The sequence below is a fragment of the Burkholderia lata genome, from assembly GCF_000012945.1.
GTDB lineage: Bacteria > Pseudomonadota > Gammaproteobacteria > Burkholderiales > Burkholderiaceae > Burkholderia > Burkholderia lata.
The window spans coordinates 2330407-2357210 of record NC_007511.1; the positions used below are offsets into that span (position 1 = coordinate 2330407).

The 26804-nt window shown below is 69.9% G+C and carries 26 protein-coding genes; 11 read left to right on the plus strand and 15 right to left on the minus strand.

The genetic code is table 11. From position 1 onward, the window contains the following. Positions 1–107 precede the first annotated feature (107 nt). Together BCEP18194_RS32915 and mmsB are read left to right on the plus strand one after the other, a co-directional pair. A complete protein-coding gene (locus tag BCEP18194_RS32915) occupies positions 108–1634 on the plus strand; it encodes a CoA-acylating methylmalonate-semialdehyde dehydrogenase (protein ID WP_011355630.1) in 1527 nt (508 codons plus the stop codon). A 16-nt stretch (positions 1635–1650) separates the two neighbouring features. After that, entirely contained in the window at positions 1651–2541 is an 891-nt protein-coding gene (mmsB, locus tag BCEP18194_RS32920; protein WP_011355631.1) for a 3-hydroxyisobutyrate dehydrogenase, read from the plus strand. 120 nt (positions 2542–2661) lie between these two features. On the opposite strand, the gene BCEP18194_RS32925 is transcribed toward mmsB, so the two are convergent. Next, entirely contained in the window at positions 2662–2994 is a 333-nt protein-coding gene (locus tag BCEP18194_RS32925; RefSeq protein WP_011355632.1) for a hypothetical protein, read from the minus strand. Positions 2995–3499: 505 nt separating this feature from the next. On the opposite strand from BCEP18194_RS32925, the gene BCEP18194_RS32930 reads away from it, so the two are divergent. Next, positions 3500–4264, plus strand: coding sequence for a DUF4397 domain-containing protein (locus tag BCEP18194_RS32930; RefSeq protein WP_011355633.1), 765 nt, complete (start codon positions 3500–3502; stop codon positions 4262–4264). Positions 4265–4332: 68 nt separating this feature from the next. Here the strand turns inward: BCEP18194_RS32930 and BCEP18194_RS32935 are convergent, their stop codons facing one another. Continuing rightward, complete coding sequence (locus BCEP18194_RS32935) at positions 4333–4863, minus strand: DUF3005 domain-containing protein (protein ID WP_011355634.1); 531 nt, start codon at positions 4861–4863, stop codon at positions 4333–4335. Between the two features lie 234 nt (positions 4864–5097). Here BCEP18194_RS32935 and BCEP18194_RS41930 point away from each other — a divergent pair, with 234 nt between their 5' ends. The 4 genes from BCEP18194_RS41930 to BCEP18194_RS32955 all read left to right on the plus strand — a co-directional run bounded on the left by BCEP18194_RS41930 (position 5098) and on the right by BCEP18194_RS32955 (position 9082). After that, positions 5098–5292, plus strand: coding sequence for a hypothetical protein (locus tag BCEP18194_RS41930; RefSeq protein ID WP_208860717.1), 195 nt, complete (start codon positions 5098–5100; stop codon positions 5290–5292). 251 nt (positions 5293–5543) lie between these two features. After that, positions 5544–7094, plus strand: a complete 1551-nt coding sequence (locus BCEP18194_RS32945; protein WP_011355636.1) for an NCS1 family nucleobase:cation symporter-1 — start codon at positions 5544–5546, stop codon at positions 7092–7094. Between the two features lie 22 nt (positions 7095–7116). Continuing rightward, positions 7117–7845, plus strand: coding sequence for an aspartate/glutamate racemase family protein (locus tag BCEP18194_RS32950; protein WP_011355637.1), 729 nt, complete (start codon positions 7117–7119; stop codon positions 7843–7845). A 61-nt stretch (positions 7846–7906) separates the two neighbouring features. Then, positions 7907–9082, plus strand: coding sequence for a LysR substrate-binding domain-containing protein (locus BCEP18194_RS32955; protein ID WP_011355638.1), 1176 nt, complete (start codon positions 7907–7909; stop codon positions 9080–9082). 135 nt (positions 9083–9217) lie between these two features. Here BCEP18194_RS32955 and BCEP18194_RS32960 read toward each other — a convergent pair whose 3' ends face one another. Both BCEP18194_RS32960 and BCEP18194_RS32965 read right to left on the minus strand, forming a co-directional pair. After that, positions 9218–10159 (minus strand): AEC family transporter, encoded by a 942-nt coding sequence (locus BCEP18194_RS32960; protein WP_011355639.1) that lies wholly within the window; start codon positions 10157–10159, stop codon positions 9218–9220. An 87-nt stretch (positions 10160–10246) separates the two neighbouring features. Next, positions 10247–11818, minus strand: a complete 1572-nt coding sequence (locus BCEP18194_RS32965) for an MFS transporter (protein WP_011355640.1) — start codon at positions 11816–11818, stop codon at positions 10247–10249. Positions 11819–11918: 100 nt separating this feature from the next. Between BCEP18194_RS32965 and BCEP18194_RS32970 the strand changes: the two genes are divergently transcribed. Then, positions 11919–12797: a LysR family transcriptional regulator gene (locus tag BCEP18194_RS32970; protein ID WP_011355641.1), complete on the plus strand. Its 879-nt coding sequence runs from the start codon at positions 11919–11921 to the stop codon at positions 12795–12797. Positions 12798–12965: 168 nt separating this feature from the next. Beyond that, entirely contained in the window at positions 12966–13952 is a 987-nt protein-coding gene (locus BCEP18194_RS32975; RefSeq protein WP_011355642.1) for an ABC transporter substrate-binding protein, read from the plus strand. A gap of 22 nt (positions 13953–13974) precedes the next feature. Here the strand turns inward: BCEP18194_RS32975 and BCEP18194_RS32980 are convergent, their stop codons facing one another. Then, on the minus strand, positions 13975–14349 hold the full coding sequence (locus BCEP18194_RS32980; protein WP_011355643.1) for a phage protein NinX family protein: 375 nt from the start codon (positions 14347–14349) through the stop codon (positions 13975–13977). Between the two features lie 347 nt (positions 14350–14696). Here BCEP18194_RS32980 and BCEP18194_RS32985 point away from each other — a divergent pair, with 347 nt between their 5' ends. Further along, a complete protein-coding gene (locus BCEP18194_RS32985; protein WP_011355644.1) occupies positions 14697–15776 on the plus strand; it encodes a glycosyltransferase family 2 protein in 1080 nt (359 codons plus the stop codon). Between the two features lie 15 nt (positions 15777–15791). After that, entirely contained in the window at positions 15792–17045 is a 1254-nt protein-coding gene (locus BCEP18194_RS32990) for a glycosyltransferase family 87 protein (RefSeq protein ID WP_011355645.1), read from the plus strand. On the opposite strand, the gene BCEP18194_RS32995 is transcribed toward BCEP18194_RS32990, so the two are convergent. From BCEP18194_RS32995 to cpaB, 10 genes are read right to left on the minus strand one after another with little or no spacing between them, the layout of a single operon-like run. Beyond that, positions 17018–18058 carry a TadG family pilus assembly protein gene (locus BCEP18194_RS32995; RefSeq protein ID WP_011355646.1) on the minus strand — a complete coding sequence of 347 codons (1041 nt, stop codon included), beginning with the start codon at positions 18056–18058 and terminating at the stop codon, positions 17018–17020. The genes BCEP18194_RS32990 and BCEP18194_RS32995 overlap by 28 nt on opposite strands. Further along, positions 18051–18479, minus strand: coding sequence for a TadE/TadG family type IV pilus assembly protein (locus tag BCEP18194_RS33000; RefSeq protein WP_011355647.1), 429 nt, complete (start codon positions 18477–18479; stop codon positions 18051–18053). Before BCEP18194_RS33000 ends, BCEP18194_RS32995 begins: the two co-directional genes overlap by 8 nt. Next, positions 18476–19354 (minus strand): tetratricopeptide repeat protein, encoded by an 879-nt coding sequence (locus BCEP18194_RS33005; RefSeq protein WP_011355648.1) that lies wholly within the window; start codon positions 19352–19354, stop codon positions 18476–18478. Before BCEP18194_RS33005 ends, BCEP18194_RS33000 begins: the two co-directional genes overlap by 4 nt. Then, on the minus strand, positions 19351–20295 hold the full coding sequence (locus tag BCEP18194_RS33010) for a type II secretion system F family protein (protein WP_011355649.1): 945 nt from the start codon (positions 20293–20295) through the stop codon (positions 19351–19353). The genes BCEP18194_RS33005 and BCEP18194_RS33010 overlap by 4 nt, the downstream gene beginning before the upstream one ends. Next, on the minus strand, positions 20292–21269 hold the full coding sequence (locus BCEP18194_RS33015) for a type II secretion system F family protein (RefSeq protein ID WP_011355650.1): 978 nt from the start codon (positions 21267–21269) through the stop codon (positions 20292–20294). The genes BCEP18194_RS33010 and BCEP18194_RS33015 overlap by 4 nt, the downstream gene beginning before the upstream one ends. Then, a complete protein-coding gene (locus tag BCEP18194_RS33020; RefSeq protein WP_011355651.1) occupies positions 21266–22690 on the minus strand; it encodes a CpaF family protein in 1425 nt (474 codons plus the stop codon). Before BCEP18194_RS33020 ends, BCEP18194_RS33015 begins: the two co-directional genes overlap by 4 nt. Beyond that, the gene (locus tag BCEP18194_RS33025) at positions 22687–23910 is read right to left on the minus strand and encodes an AAA family ATPase (RefSeq protein WP_041493340.1); all 1224 of its coding nucleotides are present in this window, start codon (positions 23908–23910) and stop codon (positions 22687–22689) included. The genes BCEP18194_RS33020 and BCEP18194_RS33025 overlap by 4 nt, the downstream gene beginning before the upstream one ends. Before the next feature lie 20 nt (positions 23911–23930). Continuing rightward, positions 23931–24311: a CpaD family pilus assembly lipoprotein gene (locus BCEP18194_RS33030; RefSeq protein ID WP_011355653.1), complete on the minus strand. Its 381-nt coding sequence runs from the start codon at positions 24309–24311 to the stop codon at positions 23931–23933. Between the two features lie 15 nt (positions 24312–24326). After that, positions 24327–25709, minus strand: a complete 1383-nt coding sequence (locus BCEP18194_RS33035; RefSeq protein ID WP_011355654.1) for a type II and III secretion system protein family protein — start codon at positions 25707–25709, stop codon at positions 24327–24329. A gap of 54 nt (positions 25710–25763) precedes the next feature. Continuing rightward, the gene (gene cpaB, locus BCEP18194_RS33040; protein WP_011355655.1) at positions 25764–26792 is read right to left on the minus strand and encodes a Flp pilus assembly protein CpaB; all 1029 of its coding nucleotides are present in this window, start codon (positions 26790–26792) and stop codon (positions 25764–25766) included. Positions 26793–26804: the final 12 nt, after the last annotated feature.

The following is a 26804-nucleotide window of genomic DNA, read 5'->3' on the forward strand; positions in this document are numbered from 1 at the left end:
CCGGCCTGCCTTCGATCGATTTCAGTTCAGCCTGCCGACCGCCGCGCATGCTCGCGCGGCGGTAGCAGACACCCTTTTTGTCGTCACACCGATTACCGGAGAGTTCCATGAACGCCGCAGTTCCCCAGACCACCCTCGCCCTGCCCACCGCCAAGCTGCTGATCGACGGCGCGTTCGTCGAATCGCAAAGCACCGAATGGGGCGACATCGTCAACCCCGCGACGCAGGAAGTGATCGGCCGCGTGCCGTTTGCGACGCTCGACGAGGTCGATGCCGCGATCGCGTCCGCGCAGCGCGCGTTCCAGACGTGGAAGACGACGCCGATCGGCGCGCGGCTGCGCATCATGCTGAAGTTCCAGGATCTCGTGCGCCGCAATCTCGAACGGATCGCGCACACGCTGACGGCCGAGCAAGGCAAGACGCTGCCCGACGCACAGGGCGACATCTTCCGCGGCCTCGAAGTGGTCGAGCACGCGTGCTCGATCGGCACGCTGCAGCAAGGCGAATTCGCGGAGAACGTCGCGGGCGGCGTCGATACCTACACGCTGCGCCAGCCGATCGGCGTGTGCGCGGGCATCACGCCGTTCAACTTCCCCGGCATGATTCCGCTGTGGATGTTCCCGATGGCGATCGTGTGCGGCAACACGTTCGTGCTGAAGCCGTCGGAGCAGGACCCGCTGTCGACGATGCAGCTCGTCGAGCTCGCGATCGAGGCCGGCGTGCCGCAAGGCGTGCTCAACGTCGTACACGGCGGCAAGACGGTGGTCGACCGTCTCTGCACGCACCCGGACATCAAGGCGATCTCGTTCGTCGGCTCGACGCGCGTCGGCACGCACGTGTACAACCTCGGCAGCCAGCACGGCAAGCGCGTGCAGTCGATGATGGGCGCGAAGAACCACGCGGTCGTGCTGCCCGATGCGCACCGCGAGCAGTCGATCAACGCACTCGTCGGCGCGGGCTTCGGCGCGGCCGGCCAGCGCTGCATGGCGACGTCGGTCGTCGTGCTGGTCGGCAAGGCGCGCGACTGGCTGCCGGAGCTCGTCGAGAAGGCGAAGGCGCTGAAGGTCAATGCGGGCGCGGAAGCCGGCACGGACGTGGGGCCGGTCGTGTCGAAGGCCGCAAAGGAACGCATCCTGTCGCTGATCGACCAGGGCGTGAAGGAAGGCGCGACGCTGTTGCTCGACGGCCGCGACGTCAAGGTGCCCGGCTACGAGCAGGGCAACTTCGTCGGCCCGACGATCTTCTCGGGCGTGACGACCGACATGTCGATCTACACGGAAGAAATCTTCGGGCCGGTGGTGGTCGTGCTCGAAGCCGACACGCTCGACGAAGCGATCGCGCTCGTCAACCGCAACCCGATGGGCAACGGCGTGGGGCTGTTCACGCAGAGCGGCGCGGCCGCGCGCAAGTTCCAGAGCGAGATCGACATCGGCCAGGTCGGCATCAACATCCCGATTCCGGTGCCGGTGCCCTACTTCAGCTTCACGGGCTCGCGCGGCTCGAAGCTCGGCGATCTCGGCCCGTACGGCAAGCAGGTCGTGCAGTTCTACACGCAGACCAAGACGGTCACCGCGCGCTGGTTCGACGACGACGCGACGGCCGGCGGCGTGAACACGACGATCGCGCTGCGCTGACCCAGGGAGCCTGTCAATGGAAATCGCATTCATCGGACTCGGCAACATGGGCGGCCCGATGGCCGCCAACCTGCTGAAAGCCGGCCACGCGCTGACGGTGTTCGACCTCGACGCGCACGCGGTCGACGTCGCGGTACGCGCTGGCGCAACGGCCGCCGGCTCGCCGCGTGAAGCGGCCGCGCGCGGCGCGATCGTGATCACGATGCTGCCGGCCGCGCAGCACGTGCGCGCGGTCTATCTCGGCGACGACGGCGTGCTGGCCGGCGCACGCGCCGGCGCCGCGCTGATCGACTGCAGCACGATCGATCCGGGCACCGTGCGCGCGGTGGCCGAGGCCGCCGCGCAGCGCGACTTCCCGCTCGCCGACGCGCCCGTGTCGGGCGGCACCGGCGGCGCGCTAGCCGGCACGCTGACCTTCATGGTCGGCGCGGACGCCGCGCTGTTCGAGCGCATCCGCCCCGTGCTGCTCGACATGGGCAAAAACGTCGTGCAGTGCGGCGGCACGGGCACCGGGCAGATCGCGAAGATCTGCAACAACCTGCTGCTCGGGATCTCGATGATGGGCGTATCGGAAGCGATGGCGCTCGGCGCCGCGCTGGGGATCGATCCGGCGGTGCTGGCCGGCATCATCAATACGTCGACCGGCCGCTGCTGGAGCTCGGACGCGTACAACCCGTATCCGGGCGTGAGCGACACCGCGCCGGCCGCGCGCGGCTACGCGGGCGGGTTCGCGGCGAACCTGATGCTGAAGGATCTCGGGCTCGCGACCGAAGCGGCGCGCAGCGCGCACCAGCCGGTGTGGATGGGCGCGCTCGCGCAGCAGCTCTATCAGTCGATGAGCCAGCAGGGGCTCGGCACGCTCGACTTCTCCGCATGCGTGAAGCTGTACGAGGCGCAGCCGGCGTAAGCACCGCCGCCTGCACCGGACGCGCGCCGACCCGCGATGTGCCTGAACGGCATCGCGGGTCGTTTCGCATGCGGGGAAGAAAAACGCGGGCGGTGGCGGCGCGTCGGCGCCGCCGGTCGCTCAACTGCGCGGGTTCGACGCCGTCTCGAAGGTCGGATGGCACTCGAACGCGAGTTCGGAGCGCGCGCCGACACGACTGCTGCCGGTCAGCGATTCCTGCTTCATGCTCGCGCGCATGCCGCGCTGCGTGCAGTAGTTGGTGGCTTCGTCGATGGCCTTCGTGTGGGCATCGGCCCACGTCGTCGACACGCCGACCGTGCGCGTCGTCACGGTGAACACGTTGGGGTTCGACGTCGCGGTCACGTCGGAAGCGGTCGAACACGCGGCGAGCAAGCATGCAGCAGCCGCGATGGTCAACCATCGCAAGGTTCGAAAGGAAACTGGAGTGGACATGGGGAGAAAGCGCGCGCCGTTCGACGCGCATTGAGCAACATAGGCGACAGTATGCCTGCTCGATCGCCGGAGATCATGCCCCTTTCAGTGAACACATTGTTTCGAATGGTTAAACGATGATGAAAATGGGGCAATATTTCCGCCTCAATTCCGGGCCAGATCGCGCCGGCGGGTAGTTTTGCCCGGTCGCCCCGCCGCATCGCGCTCTCCGGCGGCCGATCCGGGGATCGGCTCGCTGCCGGATCCTTCCGGTATTTCCACGAGGCGCCGCCATGCCGGCTGCCCTCAGCGCATGGCGCGGACGGGCGCGGCAGGTCGGCCATCGGCAGACCGTCGAAACCATCCCCCAGGCCCGGTGCGCAGCCCCGCAGGCACATCGCTTGCGCCATCCACGCGCCCGCCGCTCCGGCGGACAGCATCCTTCCCTCAACCGGCGCTGCGCACCGCGCGACCCTTCGCGCGGCGGTCCCGCATCGCAAGCAGGTTCCCTGAACGAGAGGACAACATGAAATCAATACGAACGCTGGTCGCGCTGTGCTCGGTCGTTTCCGTACTCGCGGCATGTGGCGGCGACGGCAACGACGTCGGCACCGAGCTCGGCATCTCGAAGCCGCAGGCGCGCTTCATCAACGCGGTGCCGGCCGGGCCGAACCTCGACTACTACCTGAACGCGAAGCTCGACCAGGGCGGTATCGCGTACAAGGGCGTGACGCGCTATCACGACGTCGACTCCGGCACGCAGAACGCGAGCTACGACATCTCCGGCACGACGTCGACCATCGCCGCGCAATCGTTCAGCGCGGCAAACGGCCATCACTACACGACGATCGCGCTGCCGAGCACGACGTCGCTGATCTCCGTGATCGACGATCCGTACGACAAGGGCCTGCTGTCGGACAAGGCGCGCGTGCGCAGCTTCAACGCGTCGCCGAACGCGCAGAACGTCGACATGTACGTCGTCCCGCCCGGCACCGACATCACGACGCAAAGCCCGACGCTCGCGGGCGCGGCCTACCAGAACGCGGTGCCGGCATCGACGCAGGATTCGATCTACCTGAACGGCGGCAGCTACCAGGTGATCGTCACGACGGCCGGCAGCAAGACGCCGATCCTCAAGACCGCGCCGGTCACCATCAACAACAACGCCGACTGGCTGCTGCTGACGATCCCGTCGGGCGGGGTCGGCGACGTGACGCCGAACGATATCCACGTGCTGGTTGCGCAGGGCAACGACGCCGATACGTCCGCGCAGGAGCTCGGCCCGCAGTAGGGACCGCCAGCCAACGGTTGTGGCGGCCGGCGCGATCGTGCCGCCCGCCGCACCTTCTCGTCACGCAGTCAGTTGTTGCGCTCCAGGACGATCACATGCTCGGCGCGCGTGCCGTCGCCGTGCGTCACGTCGACCGCGCCGACGTGACGCACGTGCCAGCCCGGCCGCGTCGCGATCTGCGGCAGGTTGCCGGACGGCCGGCTCTCGATCCCGCCGAGCCCCTCGTCGGGCGTCTCGACCGCTTCGTCGAGCGACGCGTTCGAATAAATCACGTTGTCATGCCACTTCGACGCGCCTGCGGCCGCTTCCATGCCCTTGCCGTCGACGTCGACCGTGCTGTCGGTCATCGCCATGTTCGCGTTGTCGAGCGTCGGGATCCGGGCAGCCGCCCGCCGTACGGGGTCGGCGCTGTCGGGCGCATGTGTGCCGCGCTCGATCGGCGGCAGGCCGGTCGGCGTCTTCGCGGCAACCATTTCGGGCGTCAACGGGTGCCCGCTCGCCGGATCGGGCATGCGGCGCGCCGCCGGCGCTGTCGCCGGGCGCTTCGCCGCCTCGTCTCGCCGATATTTCGGGTCAGGGTTCGATTCCGCGTTCTGCATCGCACCTCCTTGTCCGGCCGGCGCGCGCCGGCATCAGGCTGGCGCCGCCGGTCCGGGAATCGCTACAACGGTCCTTGCAAATCTTTCATGTGCTCGGCAAAGCACGCACACACCACCCGGCGCACGTGCCAGGCCGGCACGGCACCTGAAAGGCGGACGGCACGCCGTCCGCCACACGAGACAACGGCGGGTCAGCCGCCGCTCGCGCCGCCCGGCGCGGAGGCCGCGCCCGGCATGCTCGCGCCGCTGTCGCCGCTGCTGCCGGCCGCGCCGCTGCTCGGCGCGGCCGATGGCGCGGCCGACATGCCGCCCGTTGCGCTCGTGTCCGAGCTCGCGCTGCTGCTGTCGCTTTCGCTCTTCTTCTGGCAGCCCGCACCCGCCGCCAGGCCCGCAATCAGGAGGCCGGCGAAGACGGCTCGCGATACATGACGAAGTGAATATCGCTGCATGACACCTCCGCTGATGTCGATGTGGATGGAGCCCGCTGGCGAGCAATTCCCGTGCCGCACCGGCCGCCGCCGGCACCCGCATTCCATTCATTTTTCAAATGACGCCTAACCGAATATTTAATTTCCCATCACCGGGCCGGCCTTCCATACTCGCGAACAAATCCGAGACATAACGTCCACGGCGGCCGGGCCGGCGCAGCGTTCCCACGCGGCCGGTTTCGCGCCCCGCACATGGAAGGAGACAACGGCGTGCAATTGGAAGCCACCCACCGCCCGGGCATCGTGCTCGGCGCGGACGACGCATCGTATCGAACCGATTCGGCCGCGCGCGACCCCGCGCTGAGCCCGCGGCTGCACAACCCCGACCTCGCACCCACCAAGGCCGAGGGCCGGACGTGGGGCCGCTACAGCATCTTTGCGCTGTGGACCAACGACGTGCACAACATCGCGAACTACTCGTTCGCGATCGGGCTGTTCGCGCTCGGCCTGTCGGGCTGGCAGATGCTCGCGTCGCTCGCGATCGGCGCGGTGCTCGTGTACTGCTTCATGAACCTCACCGGCTACATGGGCCAGAAGACCGGCGTGCCGTTCCCGGTGATCAGCCGGATGAGCTTCGGCATCTACGGCGCGCTGCTGCCCGCAATGATCCGCGCGGTGATCGCGATCGCATGGTTCGGGATCCAGACCTATCTCGCGTCGGTCGTGCTGCGCGTGCTGCTCACCGCGATCTGGCCGAGCCTCGCCGCGTTCGACCAGAACGCGATCTTCGGGCTGTCGACGCTCGGCTGGGTCACGTTCGTCGCGATCTGGCTCGTGCAGATCGGCATCCTCACGTACGGGATGGAAATGGTCCGCAAGTACGAAGGGCTGGCCGGCCCGGTCATCCTCGTCACGACACTGTCGCTCGCCGCATGGATGTATAGCCGCACCGGCGGCCATCTCGCGATGTCGATCGGCAAGCCGCTGACCGGCTTCAAGATGTGGACGGAGATCTTCGCGGGCGGCTCGCTGTGGCTCGCGATCTACGGCACGCTGGTGCTCAACTTCTGCGATTTCGCGCGCTCGTCGCCGAGCGCGAAGACGGTGCGCGTGGGCAACTTCTGGGGCCTGCCGGTCAACATCCTCGTGTTCGCGACGATCAGCTTCGTGCTCGCCGGCGCGCAGTTCAAGCTGAACGGCCACATCATCCACAGCCCGACGGAAATCATCGCGACGGTGCCGAACAAGCTGTTCCTCGTGCTCGGTTGCCTCGCGTTCCTGATCGTGACGGTCGCCGTGAACATCATGGCGAACTTCGTCGCGCCGGCCTTCGTGCTGACGAGCCTGGCGCCGCATCGCCTGTCGTTCCGCCGCGCGGGCCTGATCAGCGCAACGGTCGCCGTGCTGATCCTGCCGTGGAACCTGTACAACAGCCCGATCGTGATCGTCTACTTCCTGTCCGGCCTCGGCGCGCTGCTCGGCCCGCTGTACGGGATCATCACGGTCGACTACTGGCTCGTGCGCAAGCAGCGCGTGAACGTGCCCGACCTCTATACCGAAGCGCCGACCGGCACCTACTTCTACACGCGCGGCGTGAACCGCAAGGCGCTCGCGGCGCTCGTGCCGTCCGCGCTGATCTCGATCACGCTCGCCGTCGTGCCGGCCTTCAGCGCGATGACGCCGTTCTCGTGGCTGCTCGGCGCGGCCATCGCGGGCACCGTGTACTGGCTGCTGGCCGATCGCAACCGGCACTACGAGGAGCGTTCGGGCGAGCCCATCGCGGTCGCCTGCGCCCAACACTGAAACACATGCATACGGAGTCGCAATGAGGATCCTGGTAGTCAACGTCAACACGACCGAGTCGATCACCGACGCGATCGCCGCGCAGGCGCAGGCCGCCGCATCGCCGGGCACGGAGATCGTCGGGCTGACGCCGCGCTTCGGCGCGGAATCGATCGAAGGCAACTTCGAGAGCTACCTCGCGGCGATCGCCGTGATGGATCGCGTGATGCGCTACGACGAGCCGTACGACGCGGTGATCCAGGCCGGCTACGGCGAACACGGTCGCGAAGGGCTGCAGGAACTGCTGACGGTGCCCGTCGTCGACATCACCGAAGCGGCCGCGAGCGTCGCGATGCTGCTCGGCCACCGCTACTCGGTCGTCACGACGCTCGACCGCACGGTGCCGCTGATCGAGGATCGCCTGAAGCTCGCCGGGCTCGATGCGCGCTGCGCGTCGGTGCGCGCAAGCGGCCTCGCGGTGCTCGAGCTCGAGGAGAACCCGGCCCGCGCGATCGAGTCGATCGTCGGCCAGGCGCAGCGCGCGGTGAAGGACGATCACGCGGAAGTGATCTGCCTCGGCTGCGGCGGGATGGCCGGCCTCGACCGGCAGATCGAGGAATGCACGGGCGTGCCGGTCGTCGACGGCGTCTCGGCCGCGGTCGCGCTCGCCGAGTCGCTGGTGCGCCTGAAGCTGAAGACGTCGAAGGTCCGCACGTACGCGCCGCCGCGTCCGAAGCGGATCGTCGGCTGGCCGGGCACCTTCGCACAATGACGCGCCGCCGGCCCGCTGCTGCGTCGCACTCGGGCATCGGGTCGCCAGGAGGTGGTTCGGCATGCGGGACCCACTAGATCCGAACGCCCTGCCCCGCGACGCGTCCGACGCCGCGGGCGCGCTCGACGTGCTCGATGCGCGGCTGATGCGCATCCTGCTCGTGCTGCTGACCGAGCGCACCGTGTCGCGTGCGGCCGTGCGCCTGAACATGTCTCAACCGGCCACCAGCGCCGCGCTCAAGCGCCTGCGCACGCTGCTCGGCGATCCGCTGCTGGTGCGCAGCCGCTACGGGATGGTGCCGACCGAGTTCGGCGCGCGGCTGATCGAACCGCTGCGCAACGCGCTGCGCGTGATCGACTTCATCCGCATCCAGCAGCCGACGTTCGACGCACGCACGTCGGTGCGCACCTACCGCATCGGCTGCCCCGACTACCTGAACGTGCTGTTCGTGCCGAAGCTCGTCGCGCTGTTTCGCGATCGCGCGCCGAGTGCGCAGCTCGTGTTCCATCCGCTCGGCGACGGCTTCGACGACGAGCGCGCGCTGGCCGATGGCGAGCTCGACGTCGTGATCGACAATCGCCCGGCACGCTCGTCGCGGTTCCGGCAGGACGACCTGTTCGACGACCGCGTCGTGTGCCTGATGCGCGCGACGCATCCGCTCGCACGGCGCGGCACGATGACGGCTGAGGATTTTGCCGAAGCGCCGCAGCTGTGCCCGACGCCGTCGTGGCTCGAAGCGTCCGGCGCGATCGACAAGCAGCTCGAACGCGTGGGCCTGCAGCGGCGGATCGTCGTCACGCTGCCGCACTTCGAACTCGCCGCGCATGCGCTCGTGCGCACCGACATGCTGCTGACCACCACGTACCGGCTCGCGCGGCACTATGCGAAGCTGCTGCCGCTCGCTGCCGTCGCGCTGCCGGCCGAACCGCCGGACATCGTGTACCGGATGACGTGGAACGAATCGGGCGAGTGCACCGAGGGCGTGCGCTGGTTGCGCGGGCTGATCGCGGAAGCGACGCGCGCGTGGCTCGACGCGGAAGCGAGGCTGCCGGCGGTTGCGGCGGTGGCCGCCGCCGGGACCGATGCGGATGCCCGGACGACCACGCCGGCCATCGCCGATACGCCCGAGCCCACACGACGTACGCGCCGCAGACAGGCGACGCATTGCCACGCATCGCGTCAACCGCGTGTCGCCCATGCGGCACGTATCCACCGGCTTGCGACGAAGTCGCATTGACCGGCGCGATCGACAGACGCAACGAAAAGCCAACATAGGCAGGCTCGAGCCCCGCCGACGGGCAGCACGGCACGACAACCGATCGCGAGACGCGCTGTGCGCTGACGTATTACGCGAACGATCGACCGCGCAACATCAGGCGTGCCGTGCCAGCACGAGCAGCACCGACAACGACACGATCGACCCGAGCGTCGACAGCAGGATCGTGCGCGACGTCACCTGGGCTTCGCGCCCGTAGAACTCGGCCAGCATGTACGGCCCCGTGCCGGTGGGCAGCGCGGCGAGCACGACGGCGATCTGCGCAAGCACCGGCGGCAGTGCGAACACACGCACGCCAAGCCACCACGCCAGCGCGGGCTGCACGAACAGCTTCACCGCGGTCAGCGCAACGCTGCCGCGCGGCGCCGCACCGGACGCCTCCCGCTTCTCCGCGAGAAACAGCCCGAGGCTGACGAGCGCGCACGGGCTCGCGGCCCCGCCGAGCAGCTTCAGGAACGTATCGACCGGCGCACCGAGCGGCACCTGCGCGGCCGACACGCAAACACCGGCCAGCGGCGCGACGATCAGCGGGTTGCGCAGCAGCGCGCCGACGACTTTCCACATCAGTTTCAGCGGCGCGCGGTCGCGCTGCAGCCCGATCTCGATCAGCACGATCGCGCCCGCAAACAACACGCACGCTACGAGAATGGTCGCGATCGTGGTTGGCGTGAGGCTGTCGGTGCCGAACGCGAGCAGGCACAGCGGGAAGCCGAGATACCCGGTGTTCGGGTACGACGCGGCGATCGCGTCGATGCTCGCATCGGCGAGCCCGCGCCCCGCGAGCAGGCGCCATGCGAGCACGCCGACGAAAACGAGCGCACAGGTCAGCGCGAACGTGGCAACGAAGGCCGGCTGATACAGCTGGTGCCACGACGCATGCGCCATGATCTGGAACAGCAGCGCGGGCAGCGCGAGCCACACGACGAAGCGGTTGAGTTCCGAGGCCGCCGCCGGCCCGAGTACGCCGCGCCGGCGGCACAGGAACCCTGCCGCGATCAGCCCGAACACGGGCAACAGAATCTCGATCGTCGATGACATCTGGAATACGCTGCGTGAAACCGGAACGCGCCAGCTTAATGGTTCCGCCGAATCACGTCCAATGTGCGGCGCGTGCTGCCCCGAGCGTCACGCGCCGTCGCGCATCGGTTGCGTAAGCAACTTGTAGGCCACGACGGCCGCGACCAGCGCGAGCCCGCCGCTCACCGTCAGCGCGTCGGCGAACCCGCTCGCGAACGCGACAGGCGCCGCCTGCGCGAGCGCACCGGCGGCCGACGGCGGCACGCGCTCGAGCGCCCGCGCCAGGTCGCCGGCCAGCAGGCTCGACATGAACGGCGCATCGGCGAATGCGCGCAAGCCGGGTGCTGCCGACAACAGCCGGTCGAGCCGCGCATGCGTGCTCGCCGCCAGCACCGCGCCGAGCACGCCGACGGCCGTCACGATCGCCGAGAAGCGTGTCGTCGTGCTGATGCCCGATGCCATGCCGGTGCGGTTCGGCGGCACGCACGCCATGATCGCCTTCTGCGTGTCGCCGTTCATGATGCCCGCGCCGCAGCCCGTCACGAACATGCCGAGCGCGACGAGCCGGTAGTCGCCGCTGGCCGTCAGCGCCGCGGTCGCGAGGTTGCCCGCGCCGATCAGCGCGAGCCCGCCCGCCAGCACGCCGCCGGACGACACGCGCGCGGCCAGCGCCGCGCCGAGCGAGGGCCCGGCGATCATCGCGAACGCGAACGGCAGCATCCCGAGCCCCGCGTCGATCGCCGACATCCCGAACGCGTTCTGCAGGTACAGCGGCAGGAACGTCATCATCACCTGCGCGCACGCCGCATAGCCGAACATCGCGAGCACGGCGCCGACGAAGCGCGGCTGGCGGAACAGCGCGAGATCGATCATGGGCCGCGCCTGCCAGCGCTCCGCGCCGATGAACGCCGCGAACAGCGCGGCGGCCAGCGCGAGCCGGCCGAGCGTCGCGGCCGACAGCCAGCCGTGCGACGGCGCGCCGATCAGCGCCGCGATCGCGCATGCGAGCGCCGCGCCGAACAGCAGGCTGCCGGCCGCGTCCACGCGCTTCGCGTGCGGATCGCACGACTCGTCGATAGCGGCACGCGCACCGGCCGCGAGCAGCAGGCAGACGGGCAGGTTCAGCAGGAACACCCAGCGCCAGCCGATCCATTGCGTGATCGCGCCGCCGACGAGCGGCGCGATGGCCGTCGCGATCCCCATGCACATGCCCCAGATCGCCCACGCGCGCGCCCGTTCGCGCCCTTCCGGAAAACGGTTCGCGATCACGGCGAGCGCGGCCGTCAGCAGCAGCGCGGCGCCGCCGCCCTTCACCGCCCGCGCGGCGATCAGCCAGCCGGCCGACGGCGAGACGCCGCAGCCGAGCGACGCGAGAAAGAACAGCGCGAGCCCTGCGAAGAGCATCCGCTTGCGCCCGAAGCGGTCGGCCAGCCCGCCGGCCGGCAGCAGGCACGCGGCGAACGCGGTCATGTACGCGCTCACGACCCATTCGATATCGGCGAAGCTCGCGTGGAAACTGCGCGCGATGCTCGGCAGCGACACGGCGACGACGTTCGTGTCGAGCACGATCAGCGAGCAGGTCGCGGACGCGACGGCGAGCGTCGCGGCGGCGGGCAGGCGGGCACCGGTGCGCGGGGCGGCAGCCGCGCCTGCGCGCGACGCCGGGGAAGACTGGGACATCGGCAACTCCGGAACAAGATCGACGAGTCGTATGCTAGGCTTGCCCGGTATTGCCTGTCATTGACACTCCGATGCTGTTTTATTGACGAAAATTGCAATCATGGACCGGCTCGAATTCCGCCACGTGCGCGCGTTCCTGAGCGTCGCGCAGCATCTGCACTTCGCCCGTGCGGCCGAAGCGCTCGACATGGCGCCGCCCGCGCTCACGCGGCAGATCCAGGAGGCCGAACGCGTGCTCGGCGTGCGCCTCTTTCACCGGTCGCGCCGCGCGGTCACGCTGAGCGCGGCCGGCGAGGCCTATCTCGCCGAGGCAAGCGCGGCAGTCGAGCACCTGCAGCGCGGCCGCGAACTCGCGGCCCTGGCCGAGCGCGGCGAACTCGGCCGGATCGAGATCGGCTACGTGTCGTCGGCCGTCTATTCGGGCACGCTGCAGCGCACCGTCGGCGCGTTTCGTGACGCGCACCCGCGCATCGAGCTGAACCTGCGCGAAGTGCCGATGGACGACGTCGCGAGCCAGCTCGACACGGGCCGGCTCGACCTCGCGTACGTGCGCCCGCCGCTGCCGCTGCCCGGCGGCCTGCGGGTCGTCACGCTGCAGCGCGACGTGTTCGTCGCGGCCGTGCCGGCCGGGTCGCGCTATGCGTCGATGGCCGCCATTCGCGCCGCCGACCTCGCCGACGCGCGCTTCGCGGTACCCGAACAGGAGCGCGGCACGCTCGAAGTCGCGCGCCGCGGCCGCTTCGCACCGCTGATCGCCGCACGCCCGGGCGGCCTGCTCGCGGTGCTCGCGTGCGTGTCCGTGAACGGCTGGGTGGCCGTGATTCCCGATGCGCTCGCCGGCTGCGTGTCGCTGCCGGGCGTCGTGTACCGGCCGATCGCGGGCAAGCCGATCACGTCGGAACTGGCGCTCGCGCATCGGCGCTTCGAGAAGGCGCCGGCGGTACGCGCGTTCCTGCGGACGGTTCCGTCGGCCGCGTAAGCCCCGTATACAGCCCGCACACAGCCCGCATGTGGCGATGGCGGCCATGCCGGCCGTCGCCGCACGAATATGCATTGCACGATTCGATGTTTGTCGGCCGGAAACCGATTCCGTAACCTGCCCGGCAGCCGCGCCGCCTGCGCGCGGATCACCGAGGACACCCCGCCGATGAATTCATCCTCCGCTCCGGCACGCCGCCGCGTGCTGCAGCGTCTTGCCGCCCTCGCCGCCGCACCGCTCGCCAGCGGTATCGCACAGCCCGCCCATGCGTCCGGCGCCGACCTGTCGGGCGTCACGCTCGTGCTCGGCGACCAGGCCGGCGGCCTGCGTGCGCTCGCGGAAGCCGCGCACGTGCTCGACGGCACGCCCTACCGGTTCCGCTGGGCCAACTTCCAGGGTGCCGCGCCGCTGTTCGAAGCGCAGCGCGCGGGCGCAATCGATCTCGCACCGGCCGGCGACCTGCCCGTGCTGACGGCCGCGCTCGGCGACCCGTCGTTGCGGATCGTCGCGACGCGCGTCGGCTCGCCGGCATCGCTCGGCATCGTCGTGCAGCCCGATTCGGCGGTCCGCACCGTCGCCGACCTGAAAGGGCAAACCATCGTCGTATCGTCCGCGCGCGGCAGCATCTCGCAGTACCAGTTGTACGGCGCGTTGCGCGAACACGGCCTCGCGCCGCGTGACGTCGACGTGCGCTTCGTGCTGCCCGTCGACGCGTTCGCCGCATTCGAGGCGAAGCGGATCGGTATCTGGGCGACGTTCGACCCGTACTACGGGCATGCGGTACGGCGCGGCGCGCGCATCGTCCGCGACGGCAGCGGCATCAATTCCGGGCTGGCGTTCCTCACGTCGCCGGTCGACACGCTCGACGATCGCGCGAAGCGCGCGGCGCTCGCGGACGTGCTGGCGCGGCTCGCCCGCGCGGGCCAATGGGCGCTTGCGCATCCGGCGGACTATGCGAGCGTCTATGCGTCGCTCACGCGCCTGCCGCCCGATGCGGCCACCGACATCGCGCGCCGGGCCGCGCTCGCGCAGCGCAGCCTCAGCAGCGCGGACATCGATGTCCTGCAGCGGGTCGCCGACCGCGCGGCGGCCGACGCAATCCTGCCGCGCCGCGTCGACGTCGGATCGATCGCGATCCGGAGTGTGTCCGCCTGAACGATGACGCGCGTGACCACGTTCAGCGTGGGCGCGCCATATCGAGATCCGGCACGTCGTCGCCGAACTTCGACGCGACGAGCGTGCGCATCGCGGCGACCAGCAGCGTCGGCCCCGACTGGTTGAACGTGCAGCGCTCGCCCGCGGCCGGCACGGCCCGGTGCAGCACGGCCCGCCACGCGCCGCGCCCGCCGTCGCGCTCGAATCCGGCGAACGGCGAGCGCTCGACGATCGGGCCGCCGTCCGCCCACGCAGTCGACGGCGCGAACGGCGTCGGCACACCGCCCGCGGTACGAATCGACGTGCACCCGGACGCATCGACGCGCGGGGCGTCGTGGCCTTCCGCGACCGCGACCCAGTAATCCAGCGGCGCACCTGTCAGCTCCTGGACTTGCATGACTGTCTCCGTGACGGTCGTCGTCAAGTCGACATGCTAACCGTTGCACATGCGTACGTTGCGGTCTCCGCTGGCGCCGCCGTGCGCTACGAGCGCGGCCGGTCCTGTCGCTCAAGCGTGACGCCCTGCTCCTTCCGCGCGGGGCGGCCAGGCGTCGAAACCCGGCCGCTGCGTCGCACGACACCGACGTCGACGCCCCCCGTCGACGCCTCCACCGCACCCGCATCGATTCGTGTTACGAATCCCCGATTCCTGCCTACAATGTTCAGAACGCCAGTCGTCCGGCCTGCCGCGGACGACAACCGGATCCATACGGTGCAGCGCAGGCCGGATCTCTCGGGGGACGTATGTCCGCGCATGCCAGAAAGCCACTGGTCTCGCTCGTCGTGCCGTTCCACGACGAGGACGAAGCCATCGATGCATTCTTTGCAACGACGCTGCCGATCCTCGAATCGGTCGAGTCGGTCCGTTTCGAGATCGTCTGCATCAACGACGGCAGCCGCGACGATACGCTCGGCAGGCTGATCGACGTCGCCGCCGGCGACCCGCGCGTGCGCATCGTCGATCTCACCCGGCGCTTCGGCAAGGAAGCCGCGCTCACCGCCGGCCTCGACGAAGCCGCCGGCACCGCGGTGATTCTGATCGACGCCGACCTGCAGGACCCGCCCGCGCTGATCCCCGCCATGATCGAACGCTGGCTCGCCGGCGCCGAGGTCGTCGCCGCGAAGCGCACCGACCGCATGTGCGACCCGCTGATGCAGCGCGTGGCCGCCGCGCTCTACTACCGCGTGCACAACCGCCTCTCCGAAGTCGAGATGCCCGAGAACGTCGGCGATTTCCGCCTGATGGATCGCCAGGTCGTCGACGCGCTGCGCGCACTGCCCGAGCGGCGGCGCTTCATGAAAGGCCTGTTCGCGTGGGTCGGCTATCGCACCGAGATCATCGAATACACGCGTGCGCCGCGCAGCGGCGGCCGCTCGAAATTCTCCGGATGGCGGCGCTGGAACTTCGCACTCGAAGGCATCACGAGCTTCAGCACCGTGCCGCTGCGCGTGTGGACCTACATCGGGCTCGCGTTCGCCGCGCTGTCGTTCGTCTACGGCACCTTCATCGTCTTGCGCACGCTGCTGTTCGGCAATCCCGTGCATGGCTACGCGTCGCTGATCTCCGTGATGCTGTTCGTCGGCGGCATCCAGCTGATCGGCATCGGCGTGATCGGCGAATACCTCGGCCGCATCTACCACGAGTCGAAGCAGCGCCCGGTCTATCTCGTGCGGCGGCGCTATCACGCGCAGCGGGACGCCGCCGCGCATCCGGCGTCGAAGCTGCTGCAGTTCCCGCTCAAGCGCACGCACGCGGCCCGCCGCCGGACAGCGCCGCCCGCGGCCGCCGGCCACGGCGTCGCGCGCAAAGCGTCCGTCAAGTAACCGCGCGCGCGACGCATGGATCTCGCCCGGCAATCGATACGATCGGCGGCCCCTCCCGTCCGTGCGTGGCTGACACCGCGGCGCGTCGTTGCGTACAGCGCCGTCGCGCTCGCGTGCTATGCGCTGTTCGTCGCGATCTGGGTCGCCGTCGTCCGTCACGCGCCCGCCACCGCGCCGTCACGCCCGGGGGCCGACTATGCGGTGTTCTGGTCGGCGTCGTACGTGATGCTGCACGGCTCGCCGTGGCAAGCGTACGACTTGCCGACCTTCTCGCGGCTGGCCGCCGACCTGTTCCCGCAGTTCCGCCGCGAAGACCTCGTCGCGTGGCTGTACCCGCCCACCAACCTGCTGCTCGTGACACCGCTGTCGCTGCTGCCCTATGCAATCGGCTATCCGCTGTTCGTCGCGTTCGGTGTGATCGTGTTCGGCTTCGCCGCATCGCGCGTATCGGGGCTCGGCGCGATTCCCGGCGCATCGCGCATCGGCGGGTTCGCGCTGGTCGCCGCCCCGTTCGTGTTCGTCACCGGAATGTTCGGGCAGAACGCGTTCCTGACCGCGTCGTGCGCGGCGCTGGCCGTCTGCTGGGCCGATCGTCGGCCGATGTGGGCCGGCCTCTGCATCGGCCTGCTGTCGGCCAAGCCGCAGATGGCGTTGCTGTTTCCGTTCGTGCTGGTCGCCACGCGCGCCTGGCGCACGATCGCGTGGGCCGCGCTCGCCACCACCGCGTTCGCGGCGTTGAGCGTCCTGATCTGCGGCGTCGAGTCGCTACACCTGTTCGTCGCCGGCACGGCGATCGTGCGCACGCTCCTCCTCGAGCAAGGCGTCGTGTTCTGGCTCGCGTCGCCGGCGCCGTTCGCCGCGTTCCGCCTCGCGGGCCTGCCGCCTGGTGTCGCGTATGCCGCGCAGGCGTGCATCGCGGCGCTGGCGATCGCCGCCGCCTGCATCGTGTGGACGCGCTCGCGCGACATCCGCTTGCGCGCGGCGGTGCTGGCGGTCGCCACGCTCGCGGCGAACCCGTACGTGTGGCACTACGAGCTTGCCTGGCTCGGCATCGCGATCGCGTGCATGCTGGCGATCGGCTGGCAGGACGGCTGGCTGCGCGGCGAGCAGGCCGCGATCGCGCTCATGTGGCTGCTGCCGGTCGTCGAATACCTGAACCCGTGGCTGCAATGGCCGCAGGTCGGCCCGGTCGTGACGCTGTTCGCGCTCCTCGTGCTGCTGCGCCGCGCCGGTCCCGGGGCTCAGAACGCGAGCCGCGGCGGCACGTAGATGCCGTAGTACGGCCCGACGCCGGTCGCAACGCCCGTCATCTTCACGCCGGCAACGAAATGACCCTGGATGTATTTGTACGAGCCGCCGAGCGACACGTCGATATGGAACGGCGCGAACGCGACGATCGGCACGGTGGTGCTGGTCGCGGTCTGCGTGACGACCGGCAGCACCACCGTCGTGCCGACCGGCACCGACGTATAGAGCGTCGCCTTCACGCCGGTCGCGAGATTAATGCTGTCGCCGATGTTGAGCGTCGTCGGATTGCCGGTTGTCATCAGGCCGCCCATCGTCGTCGTATCGGTCGCGGTCGACTGGAACGACGTCCACTGCCCGCCCATGCACAGCAGGCCGTAGACCTGGCCGTTCGTGATCGAGAATTCGAACGGCTGGCCCGTCAGCGGATTGATCAGCGGCTGGTTGGTCGACGCGTTCCAGTACAGGTTGTACACGCACTGGTCGATCGCGACCGGGAACAGCCCGCCTGCCCCGACCCCGCCCGGCGCCGCCAGCACCGCGACGGCGGTCGCGCTGTCCGATGCGCCGGGAATCCCCAGCAGTCCGCCCAGCAACAGCGGAATCGAGCCGCCGTTCACGCCGGGCGTGCGCGACACGGTGACCTGCACCGCCGGCACGTCGTACTGGCCGGGCGTGATGGTCGTCGGCTGCATGGATGCTGGGCTGCGCGTCACGTTCCAGTATCCGGTGGTCACCGTGCCGGTCGACAGCGCCGCGCCGGCCGCCGAGTTCTGCGCAATGACACCGTTCGCCGCCGGCGCGGCCTGCGACCAGTTCACCGCGCCGCCGCTCGGCGACATCATCGCATCGGCCCCCGCCAGCGCAGCCGCGTCGGCCGCGTTCTGCAACTGGTTGTTCACCGTGATCACCCACGCGATGTCGATCGCCAGCGCGCCGAACGACAGCAGCGGAATCAGGAACAGCAGGAAGAACAGCGCGACCGAACCGCGCTGTCGTTCGGCGCCGGCGGGTTGCGTGGCGATCGCGTCATTCATAGAGCATCACCGACGTCGCCGAGACCGTGACCGGGCCGGTGAGCGCGCTGAACGCGGAACCCAGCACGAGCCCCGAGTACGTGTAGGTCACCGTCACCGTCAGCGCGGTGCCCGCCGTCGTGCCGTTCGCCTGCGTCACGGTCACCGCCGGGGTCGTCGCGGTGCCGCCGGTGATCAGGCTGTTCTGCATCGCGTTCTGCGCGATGCTGGCGATCTGCGTCGTGGTCAGCATCGGCACGCGCAGCATGACGCCGGCGCGCGCCGCCTCGCGGCTCGCGTTCGTGATGACGGCCTTGTCGCACAGGATCAGGCTCGTATCGATGATGCCGATCAGCACCATCAGCAGGAACGGCAGCATCAGCACGAACTCGAGGGACACGACGCCGCGCGCGTGGCGCGCGCCCGCCACCCCGCGTGTCATTTTGCGGCCCCCGCACCCGGTGGCACGACGCCCGGCTCCAGCGCCGCGCCGGACAGCGGCGGCGCGCTACCGGCACTTCCGCCCCCCCCTGCGCCCCCGCGCGACGCGAGCCGCGCGCGCACCGCCTGGTAGAAACGCAGGTTGTCGGCCACCGCCGACGCGGGCAACTCCGCGGACAGCAGCTTCTTCGCCGAATCGGTGTTGCCGAGCACGCCGTACGCGAACGCGAGATTCTGGCGCGCCTGCCACGGCGCGGACGGCAGCCCGGCGACGTCGAGCAGCACGTTCACGCCTTCGCGCGGCCGGTTGCTCAGCACGAGCGACAGCCCGAGGTCGACACGCAGCCCCTGCGCGTCCGGGTGCGCACGCAGCGCGTCGCGATACACGACCTGCGCATCCGCATGACGCCCCTGCAGGTCGAGCACCGTGCCGAGCCCTTCCGCCGCGAGCGGATGGTTCGGCTGCGCGGCCAGCAGGTCGCGATAGCGCTGCGCCGCTTCGTCGAGACGCCGCTGCCGCAACGCGACGCGCGCAAGCCCGAGCCGCGGGCCGAGTTCCGCGGGCGCCTGCCGCTGCGCTTCGTCGTAGAGGATCCGCGCACGCTCCAGGTCGCCCGCGCGGTAGTTGACGTCGCCGAGCCCCAGGCGCGCCGCGAGCGAATCGGGATGCTTCGCGAGCACTTTCTCGTACAGCGTCGACGCGAGATCGACGTTGCCGCCGGCGAGTGCGCTGTCGGCGATGCGCAATTCGGCCTGCGGGTCGTCGCTCTTGTGCGACAGCACCGGCCGCGTCTGGATGCCCGGTGCGCCGCAGCCGCCGGCCAGCACCGGCAGCACGGCCGCAAGCGCGAACGCGCGTACGACGGATCGTGTCATCTGAATACCTCGAGCAGGCGAATCGCCGCCGGGCCCGCCGCGATCAGGCAGACCGTCGGCAGGATGAACAGCATCATCGGCAGCGTGATCTTCGGCGCAAGCTTCGCGGCCCGTTCCTCGAGCGCGACGATCTGCTCGGTGCGCTCCGTGCGCGACAGCGTGCGCAACGCCTGCGTGATCGGCGTGCCGAACCGCTGCGACTGCGTCAGCGTCGTCGCGAGCGAGCGCGCCGACGTGAAATCGACACGCATCGCGAAATGCGTGAGTGTCGCGGCCACATCGCCGCTCAGCGTCAGCTCGTCCGCGCACACGGTCAGCTCGTCGGCGAGCGGCGGGCAGATGCGCGCCAGTTCGTGCGCGACGCGCCGGATGCCCGACGCGAGACTGTTGCCGGCCATCGTGCAGATCACCAGCAGGTCGAGCGCATCGGGAAAGCACGCGGCGATGATCCGCCGCCGCCGCCGGATCATCGCGCCGAGCACGTATTCCGGCACGATCACGCCGATCACGAACGCGGCGATCATCGCCAGCGCGCGGATCACGAAGTAGTCGCCGAAGCGCGGAATCAGCGGGCTGAACACGATCGCGCCGCACGCGAACAGCACGCCGCAGCTCAGCTTGATCCCGATCATCACCGACACCGTGCGGCGCTCGCGAAAACCCGCGCGCGTCAGCTGCAGGCCGAGCTTCACGCGCTGCATCGGGTCGAGCACCGGCAACCGTTCGCCGAGCTGCGCGAGCCGGCGCGTCAGGTCCAGGCGGACGCCGCCCGGCTGCAGCCACCCCGCCACCGATGCCGGCGGATGCTGCCCGGCAGCCTGCCGCACGCGCGCGGCGATCCGCTGGCGGGTGCCGCCGCCGGGCGTGCCGAGCGCCACCGCGACACAGCCGAGCAACAACAGCAACTCGAGGCCACGGGCGGCCAGTATCGACATCGTCATCGCGCGGTATCCAGTTTCGAGATCTTGCGGATCACCAGCAGGCCGACCGTCAGCAACCCGGCCGCGATCGTCAGCATCGTGTTCCCCGGGTGCGTCGAGAACAGCAGCATCACGTAGTCACGGTTCACGAGAAACAGCGCGCCGATCATCACGAACGGCACCGCCGAAATGATGTTCGTCGTGATGCGCCCTTCGGCGGTCAGCGCGCGGGTCTTCAGGCGGATGTCGCGACGCGTGCGGATGATGCTCGACAGCTCGTCGAGCGTTTCGCCGAGGCTGCCCCCCGTCTCGCGCTGCAGCAGCAGGTAGACGGTGAAGAACGAGAAGTCCGCGATCATCAGCCGGTCCGCCGCCTGCGTCAGCACGTCCTTGAGATCCGCGCCGACACGCAGGCTGTCGCCCATCGAGCGGAACGTCGCGCGCACCGGCTCGGCCGCGCCGTCGCCGACCATGCTGATCGCCTGCGTGACCGGAATGCCCGCGCGCACGGCCCGCACGATCACGTCGATCGCGTCGGGGAACGCTTCGAGAAAACGGATCCGGAAGCGCTCCACCAGCGCACGGTAGCTGGCGCGCATCGCGACCAGCGGCAACCCGGCGTAGATCAGCGGACGCAGGAAGCCCGGCGGCCCGATCAGCTTCACCGCGACGATCGCCGCGATCGCACCGGCGATCGTGCTCGCGACGACGATCCTCACGCCGCCCTTGCCGCCGACCGCGCGCACGCGCGTCACGCGGCGCTGCAGCCACGCACGCAGGCGGCCCTGGCGGCGCTCGAGGTTGAACAGCGCGACCCCGGGCGTGGCGGACGCGTGCCCGTCGCGCCCGGCGAGCGACGGCGACAGCCGCCGCATCCGTGCGCGGATGCGCTGGGCCGGCGTGTGGCTCGCGCGATCGAACAGCGACGACAGCACGAGCCCGATCGCGAGGATCATCGCGAACGCGCCCACCGCGAACAGGTCGGCGGCCCTCATTGCCGGAACACCTCGGCGAGCGCATCCTCGACGCCGTAATACGCGGCGCGCGCCGAGAATCCCGGCCGCAGTGGCGATGCCTCGAACACGCCCTTCACCGAATCGCGCGTCGTGTCGCCTTCCTGGCGGAACGCGAACAGGTCCTGCGTAATCACTACCTCGCCTTCCATCCCGACGATCTCGGTGATCCGCGTGACGCGCCGCACGCCGTCGCGCATCCGCTCGATCTGCACGAACAGGTGCACGGCGCTCGCGATCTGGCGCCGGATCGACAGCAGCTGCAGGTTCGCGTTCGCCATCATGACCATGCTCTCGAGCCGGCTGATCGCGTCGCGCGGCGAATTCGCGTGGATCGTCGTCATCGAGCCGTCGTGCCCCGTGTTCATCGCCTGCAGCACGTCGAACGCCTCGGGGCCGCGAATCTCGCCGAGGATGATGCGGTCGGGCCGCATCCGCAGTGCGTTGCGCACGAGATCGCGCTGCGAGATCCCGCCGAGCCCTTCGGTATTCTCCGGCCGCGTCTCGAGGCTCACGACGTGCGGCTGCAGCAACTGCAGCTCGGCCGCATCCTCGATCGTCACGATCCGTTCGTGCTGCTCGATGTGCTGCGACAGCGCGTTGAGCAGCGTCGTCTTGCCGGAGCCGGTGCCGCCCGAGATCACGATGTTCAGCCGGCACGCGCACGCGACCTTCAGCACCTGCAGCATCGGATGCGAGATGTTGCCCTGCTGCGCCATCCGTGCGAGCGTGATGTCGCGCTTCGCGAACTTGCGGATCGAGATCGACGGGCCGCGCATCGCGATCGGCGGCAGCACGACGTTCACGCGGCTGCCGTCGGCGAGCCGCGCGTCGACCATCGGGCTGCTCTCGTCGACACGACGCCCCACCGCCGCCGCGATCCGCTGCGCGACGCTCGCCACGTGCGCATCGTCGCGGAACTTCAACGACGTGAGTTCGAGCCGGCCCGCGCGCTCGACGTAGACCTGGTCGGGCCCGTTGACGAGGATGTCGGTGACCGTATCGTCGGCGAGCAGCGGCTCGATCGGCCCGACGCCGAACATGTCGTTCAGGATCGCATCGACGATCAGCACCTGCTCGCCGGCCGTGATCTTCAGGCGCTCGCGATCGACCGTGTGCGCAGCCACCTGCTCGATGCCCGCGCGCACTTCGTCGCGCGTCTTCATCAGCGCCGCCGACATGTTCATCGACGCGAACACCGCGGTGCGGATCGCGTCGAACTTGCTCGACCGGATCAGCGCTTCGTGGGTGTCGGTCGCCACGGACGTGCGGGCCGGGGTCGGCGCAGGCGTGTCGGCCGCAGTCGGGGCCGGCGCGGGCTCGCGCGCCACGGCGGGCGTCGCGGCCTGTGTCTCGGCCGGCGCGGGGTCCGCCGGCGGCCGGTTGCGGGTGCCGAACGTCACGTTCCCTTCCTCCACTTGACGAGCCGTGCATACCACGGCTCGGCGACGACCATCGGCTCGCCGGTGATGCCGTTCGCGAGCTGCCGGATCTGGTCCAGGAAGCCGTTCCGCTTCGCGCCTTCGATCGGCTCGCCGAGGTTCTCGGCAACCGCGAGCGTCTGCGGCTCGTGCGGCAGCTCGTGCAGCTTCGCGCCGCCGAACGCCTCCTCGAAATCGACCGGCTCGACGCGGCCCGCGACCGGTGCGAGCGGATTGTTCAGCACCATCGACAGCAGCCGCTCGCCGGGCAGTTCCCGCACGAAGCGCACGAGCCGCGCGGCTTCGTACGCGGCGTGCACCGAGCGGTCGACCACGACGTGGACGAGATCGGATGCCACGAGTGCGTCCTCGAGCAGCTTGCCGGCGCTGCTGCCGACGTCGAACAGCACGTAGTGGAAGCGGTCCTTCAGCATGTCGACCAGGCGCGCGACGGCCTGGTCGCTCAACGGTGCATCGGCACCGTAGGCCAGCTCGGCGGACAGCACGTGCAACCGATCGCCCTTCGTGACGAACATGCGCTCGAACAACGCGTCGTCGGGACGCTGCCCCATGTTCAGCAATTCGATCAGCCCGTTGTTGCTGGACAGCCCGAACATCGAGTTCGCGCCGCCGCCATGCAGGTTCAGGTCGACGTAGGCCACGCGGCGGCGCTTCTCGCTCGCCAGGAAGCGCGCGAGGCTCACCGTGATGGTGGTCGCGCCGACGCCGCCGCGCGCGCCAACGAAACTGACGACCTTGCCGGTGCGCGCCTGCACGACCGATTCGGTCGCGGTCAGCGCACGCCGCATCAACTCGACGGTCAGCGGCTTGACGATGTAATCCTGCACGCCGATGCCGAGCAGGTTGCGAAACAGCCCGACATCGTTCTGCGTGCCGATCGCGATGACACGCACCGACGGATCGCATACGTCGGCGAGCCGCATCAGGTCCGACACCGGCAGCACCGAATCCGACACGTCGATGACGAGCTGGCGCGGCGAACGCTCGTACTGCTGCAGCAGCCGGATCGCATCGTCGCAGGTGCCCGGCTGCAGGTGGGTGCGCGTGATCGACAGCTCCTGCGTGACGCGGCGTATCACGTCCTCGCTGCCCGAATCGGAGACGACCGCAACAAGATCGGCCGCACCCGCGGACGCGGCGCGCCGGGTGTTCTGACGGTCGAGGAGGTTCATGGGCGGCATCGTGATGGCATCCGGGTCGGTCAATGGCTGGGCGAGCCGGTCGTCTGCGTCTTGCCTGGCGTCGGCTGCTTCACGCGATCCTCGACGTAGCGGCGCACCGCGTCGGCCGCGGTCTGCGCGTCCGCGCCGCCGTATGGCACGGGTGCGACGAGATCCTCCGGCCGTGCGAGCATGGCCGCGAGGTTCGAGTAGGTCGCGCAGCCGAACGGCACGCCGGGCCGCGCGAACCCCGCATCGACGAGATGCGACGGCTGCATCAGCTTCGCGCAATCGGGCGCCACCGCGTGCGCGCCGTCGAAGCCGATCGAGCGCGCATCGGGCAGGTTGACCGGCGGCGGTGCCGACAGGCAGCCTGCCAACACCAGCGGCACCAGTGCGGCAACGGTCGATCGAATTCGCATGCGCGCTCCTCCGGTTCAGTACACGAAGCCCGCAGCGCCGACGAGGCGCGGCGTATCGCCCGACAGCAGGTCGAGCCCCAGGTTGTGCTGCACCGCGAACTCGAGGTCGCTGCTCGGCCGCGCGACGGTGTCGATCGCCTGCTCGAGCTGGCCGGGCCCGGTCGGCTGCACGATGTACGGCGTGACGATCACGACCACCTCGGTCTTGTTGTCCTGGAAGTTCTTCGACGAAAACAGCCGGCCGATGATCGGCAGCCGGCCGAGCCCCGGAATCTGCGACACGGTGTCGGCCGTCTGGCTCTGCAGCAGCCCGCCGATCGCGAAGCTCTGCCCGCTCGACAGCTCGACCGTCGTGTCGACGCGCCGCACCGTGAGCCCCGGCACCTTCACGCCGCCGGTCGTCACGCTGTTGTTCGTATCGATCTCGCTCACTTCCGGCCGCACCTTCAGGCTGATGCGGTTGTCGGCGAGCACGGTCGGCGTGAAGTCGAGCGACACGCCGAACGGCTTGAACTCGACCGTGATCGCGCCGGTCGACGAACCGGCCTGCGCGACGGGAATCGGAATCTCGCCTCCCGCGAGGAAGCTCGCGGTCTCGCCGGACATCGCGGTGAGGTTCGGTTCGGCGAGCATCGTGATCAGGCCTTCCTGGTCGAGCGCGTCGAGCACGACGTCGATCGACCAGCGCCCCGCGCGGAATCCGCCGAGCACCGAGAAGGCGCCCGTCGGCGACAGGTTGAACAGGCCGTTCGTCGGATCGAACAGCGTGCGCCCGTTGAACAGCCCGCCGACGAAGTTGCCGGCGCCGCCGAGCGAACTCCAGTTGATGCCGAGCTGCTGCGTGATGTTGCGGCTCACCTCGGTCACCCGCACGCGCAGGTTCACCTGGATCGGGCGCGACAGCGTGAGCCGGTTCACGATCTTTTCCTTGTCGTGCAGGTACGGCGTGAGCGACTGCATCACCGCGTCGGCATCGGCCGCGCTCGGCACCTTGCCCGACACCATCAGCGAACCCGGCGCACCGGACACCGACAGCTTCAGCTGCGGAAAGCGGCTGTCGAGCACGCCCTGCAGCGACGCCGTGTCGACCTGCACGATCACCGTCTTGCGCAGGATCGGGCGATGGTTCGCGCCGAGCGCAATCAGCGTGGTCGTGCCCGCCTTCTTGCCGAACACGAACACGGTGCGCGGCGACGGCACCTGGATGTCCGCGATGGCCGGATCGGCGACGAACATCGCGGTCGCGGGCTCGGGCAGCGACAGCAGTTCCCCCTTGCCGGTCGCGATCGACAGCGCCGCGCCCGCGTCCGGCGCGCGTGCGCCCTGCGCGAACGCGCTCCCGGACGCAACGATGCAGGCCAGGCACCAGCAAGCGATCCAACGAACCATGCGCACCATGCGTGTTCCCGTCAAATGCCGGCCGCCGGGCGGCCGGCCCGAATCGTCAATCCGTCATTGCGCCGCCACCGCCGGCGGCTGCGCAGTCGCCTCCGCCGCGACATTGGCGCCGGCCGTCGTCGCGGGCGTCGCGGGCATCGCCGGCCAGGTCGGCAACCCGGACGGCAGCGGCGGCAGGCCCGGCGTGCCGGTGCCGCCGCCACGCGATCCGTCGTCGACCGACGAACCGCGATAGATCACGACCGCGTTGCTCCGCCACGCCGGCCGCGCGCCCGACTCCGGCCCGGCGGACGGCTCGCGTGCGGCCTCGCGGGCCGCGCGCGACACGTCGCCGGCCCACACGGGCTGCGTATCGGGCTCCTGTTCGTCGCCGCCTGCCGGCTGCCGCCGGTCGCTCGTCGCGAAACTGCGCAGCGCGAGCGACAGCGAGCCGAGGCGGGTCGCCACCAGCACGACCTGCGCGGTGCGCGGCGCGACCTCGAGCGTGACCGTGCGTGCGCGCGCCGTCGCATCCGGTGCGCTCGCGGGCGCCTTCGCGCGCTGGAATTCGGAGCCGACCGCGAGCACGCGCGCGCGCCGCACCACCGTCTCGGCTTCGAACGTGCCGGGCGACGTCGCCGAGCCGCCGATCTGCTGCGTCAGCAACACGTCGACGAAGTCGCCCGGCTGGATCAGCCCCGCGTTGCCCGACACGTCGTCGACCGGCACCGAGATCGCGCGCATGCCCGGCTGCAGCGCGGCCGCAAGAAAATCCGGTGCCCCGGCCGGTATCACGTTCTCGACGCGAATCGGTGCGCCCGCACCGACGTGGTTGCGCAGCAGCGCGCCCTTCAGGTCCGCGCCCGGCTGCGACTCGACGAATGCGCCAGCCGGCACCTGTGCGCGCGGCATGCGCTTCCACGCCAGATCGTTGTCGCGCAGCAGCAGCCCTTCCGGCAGATCGGCGGCTGCGACCCGCACGCGCGCCTGATCCGTTTCGGTGGCCACCGACGGCGTCGACGCGGCGACGTACAGTTCGCGCAGGATGAACGCACCGATGCCGGCGGCAACGACGAGCACGGCCAGTCTCAGCGGTTTGGGCATGGCGGCGTGCGT

Excerpts from the sequence above, each read along its gene's own strand:
- BCEP18194_RS32960 (WP_011355639.1), bottom strand. The coding sequence starts at position 10,159 with ATGTCATCGACGATCGAGATTCTGTTGCCCGTGTTCGGGCTGATCGCG.
- BCEP18194_RS32990 (WP_011355645.1), top strand. The coding sequence starts at position 15,792 with ATGGATCTCGCCCGGCAATCGATACGATCGGCGGCCCCTCCCGTCCGT.
- BCEP18194_RS33005 (WP_011355648.1), bottom strand. The coding sequence starts at position 19,354 with ATGACACGATCCGTCGTACGCGCGTTCGCGCTTGCGGCCGTGCTGCCG.
- BCEP18194_RS32945 (WP_011355636.1), top strand. The coding sequence starts at position 5,544 with ATGGAAGGAGACAACGGCGTGCAATTGGAAGCCACCCACCGCCCGGGC.
- BCEP18194_RS33035 (WP_011355654.1), bottom strand. The coding sequence starts at position 25,709 with ATGGTGCGCATGGTTCGTTGGATCGCTTGCTGGTGCCTGGCCTGCATC.
- BCEP18194_RS32985 (WP_011355644.1), top strand. The coding sequence starts at position 14,697 with ATGTCCGCGCATGCCAGAAAGCCACTGGTCTCGCTCGTCGTGCCGTTC.
- BCEP18194_RS32965 (WP_011355640.1), bottom strand. The coding sequence starts at position 11,818 with ATGTCCCAGTCTTCCCCGGCGTCGCGCGCAGGCGCGGCTGCCGCCCCG.
- BCEP18194_RS33015 (WP_011355650.1), bottom strand. The coding sequence starts at position 21,269 with ATGAGGGCCGCCGACCTGTTCGCGGTGGGCGCGTTCGCGATGATCCTC.
- cpaB (WP_011355655.1), bottom strand. The coding sequence starts at position 26,792 with ATGCCCAAACCGCTGAGACTGGCCGTGCTCGTCGTTGCCGCCGGCATC.
- BCEP18194_RS41930 (WP_208860717.1), top strand. The coding sequence starts at position 5,098 with ATGCTCGCGCCGCTGTCGCCGCTGCTGCCGGCCGCGCCGCTGCTCGGC.
- BCEP18194_RS33000 (WP_011355647.1), bottom strand. The coding sequence starts at position 18,479 with ATGACACGCGGGGTGGCGGGCGCGCGCCACGCGCGCGGCGTCGTGTCC.
- BCEP18194_RS32925 (WP_011355632.1), bottom strand. The coding sequence starts at position 2,994 with ATGTCCACTCCAGTTTCCTTTCGAACCTTGCGATGGTTGACCATCGCG.
- BCEP18194_RS32955 (WP_011355638.1), top strand. The coding sequence starts at position 7,907 with ATGCGGGACCCACTAGATCCGAACGCCCTGCCCCGCGACGCGTCCGAC.
- BCEP18194_RS32980 (WP_011355643.1), bottom strand. The coding sequence starts at position 14,349 with ATGCAAGTCCAGGAGCTGACAGGTGCGCCGCTGGATTACTGGGTCGCG.
- BCEP18194_RS32995 (WP_011355646.1), bottom strand. The coding sequence starts at position 18,058 with ATGAATGACGCGATCGCCACGCAACCCGCCGGCGCCGAACGACAGCGC.
- BCEP18194_RS33030 (WP_011355653.1), bottom strand. The coding sequence starts at position 24,311 with ATGCGAATTCGATCGACCGTTGCCGCACTGGTGCCGCTGGTGTTGGCA.
- BCEP18194_RS32915 (WP_011355630.1), top strand. The coding sequence starts at position 108 with ATGAACGCCGCAGTTCCCCAGACCACCCTCGCCCTGCCCACCGCCAAG.
- mmsB (WP_011355631.1), top strand. The coding sequence starts at position 1,651 with ATGGAAATCGCATTCATCGGACTCGGCAACATGGGCGGCCCGATGGCC.
- BCEP18194_RS32975 (WP_011355642.1), top strand. The coding sequence starts at position 12,966 with ATGAATTCATCCTCCGCTCCGGCACGCCGCCGCGTGCTGCAGCGTCTT.
- BCEP18194_RS33025 (WP_041493340.1), bottom strand. The coding sequence starts at position 23,910 with ATGCCGCCCATGAACCTCCTCGACCGTCAGAACACCCGGCGCGCCGCG.
- BCEP18194_RS32935 (WP_011355634.1), bottom strand. The coding sequence starts at position 4,863 with ATGCAGAACGCGGAATCGAACCCTGACCCGAAATATCGGCGAGACGAG.
- BCEP18194_RS33010 (WP_011355649.1), bottom strand. The coding sequence starts at position 20,295 with ATGACGATGTCGATACTGGCCGCCCGTGGCCTCGAGTTGCTGTTGTTG.
- BCEP18194_RS32970 (WP_011355641.1), top strand. The coding sequence starts at position 11,919 with ATGGACCGGCTCGAATTCCGCCACGTGCGCGCGTTCCTGAGCGTCGCG.
- BCEP18194_RS32930 (WP_011355633.1), top strand. The coding sequence starts at position 3,500 with ATGAAATCAATACGAACGCTGGTCGCGCTGTGCTCGGTCGTTTCCGTA.
- BCEP18194_RS32950 (WP_011355637.1), top strand. The coding sequence starts at position 7,117 with ATGAGGATCCTGGTAGTCAACGTCAACACGACCGAGTCGATCACCGAC.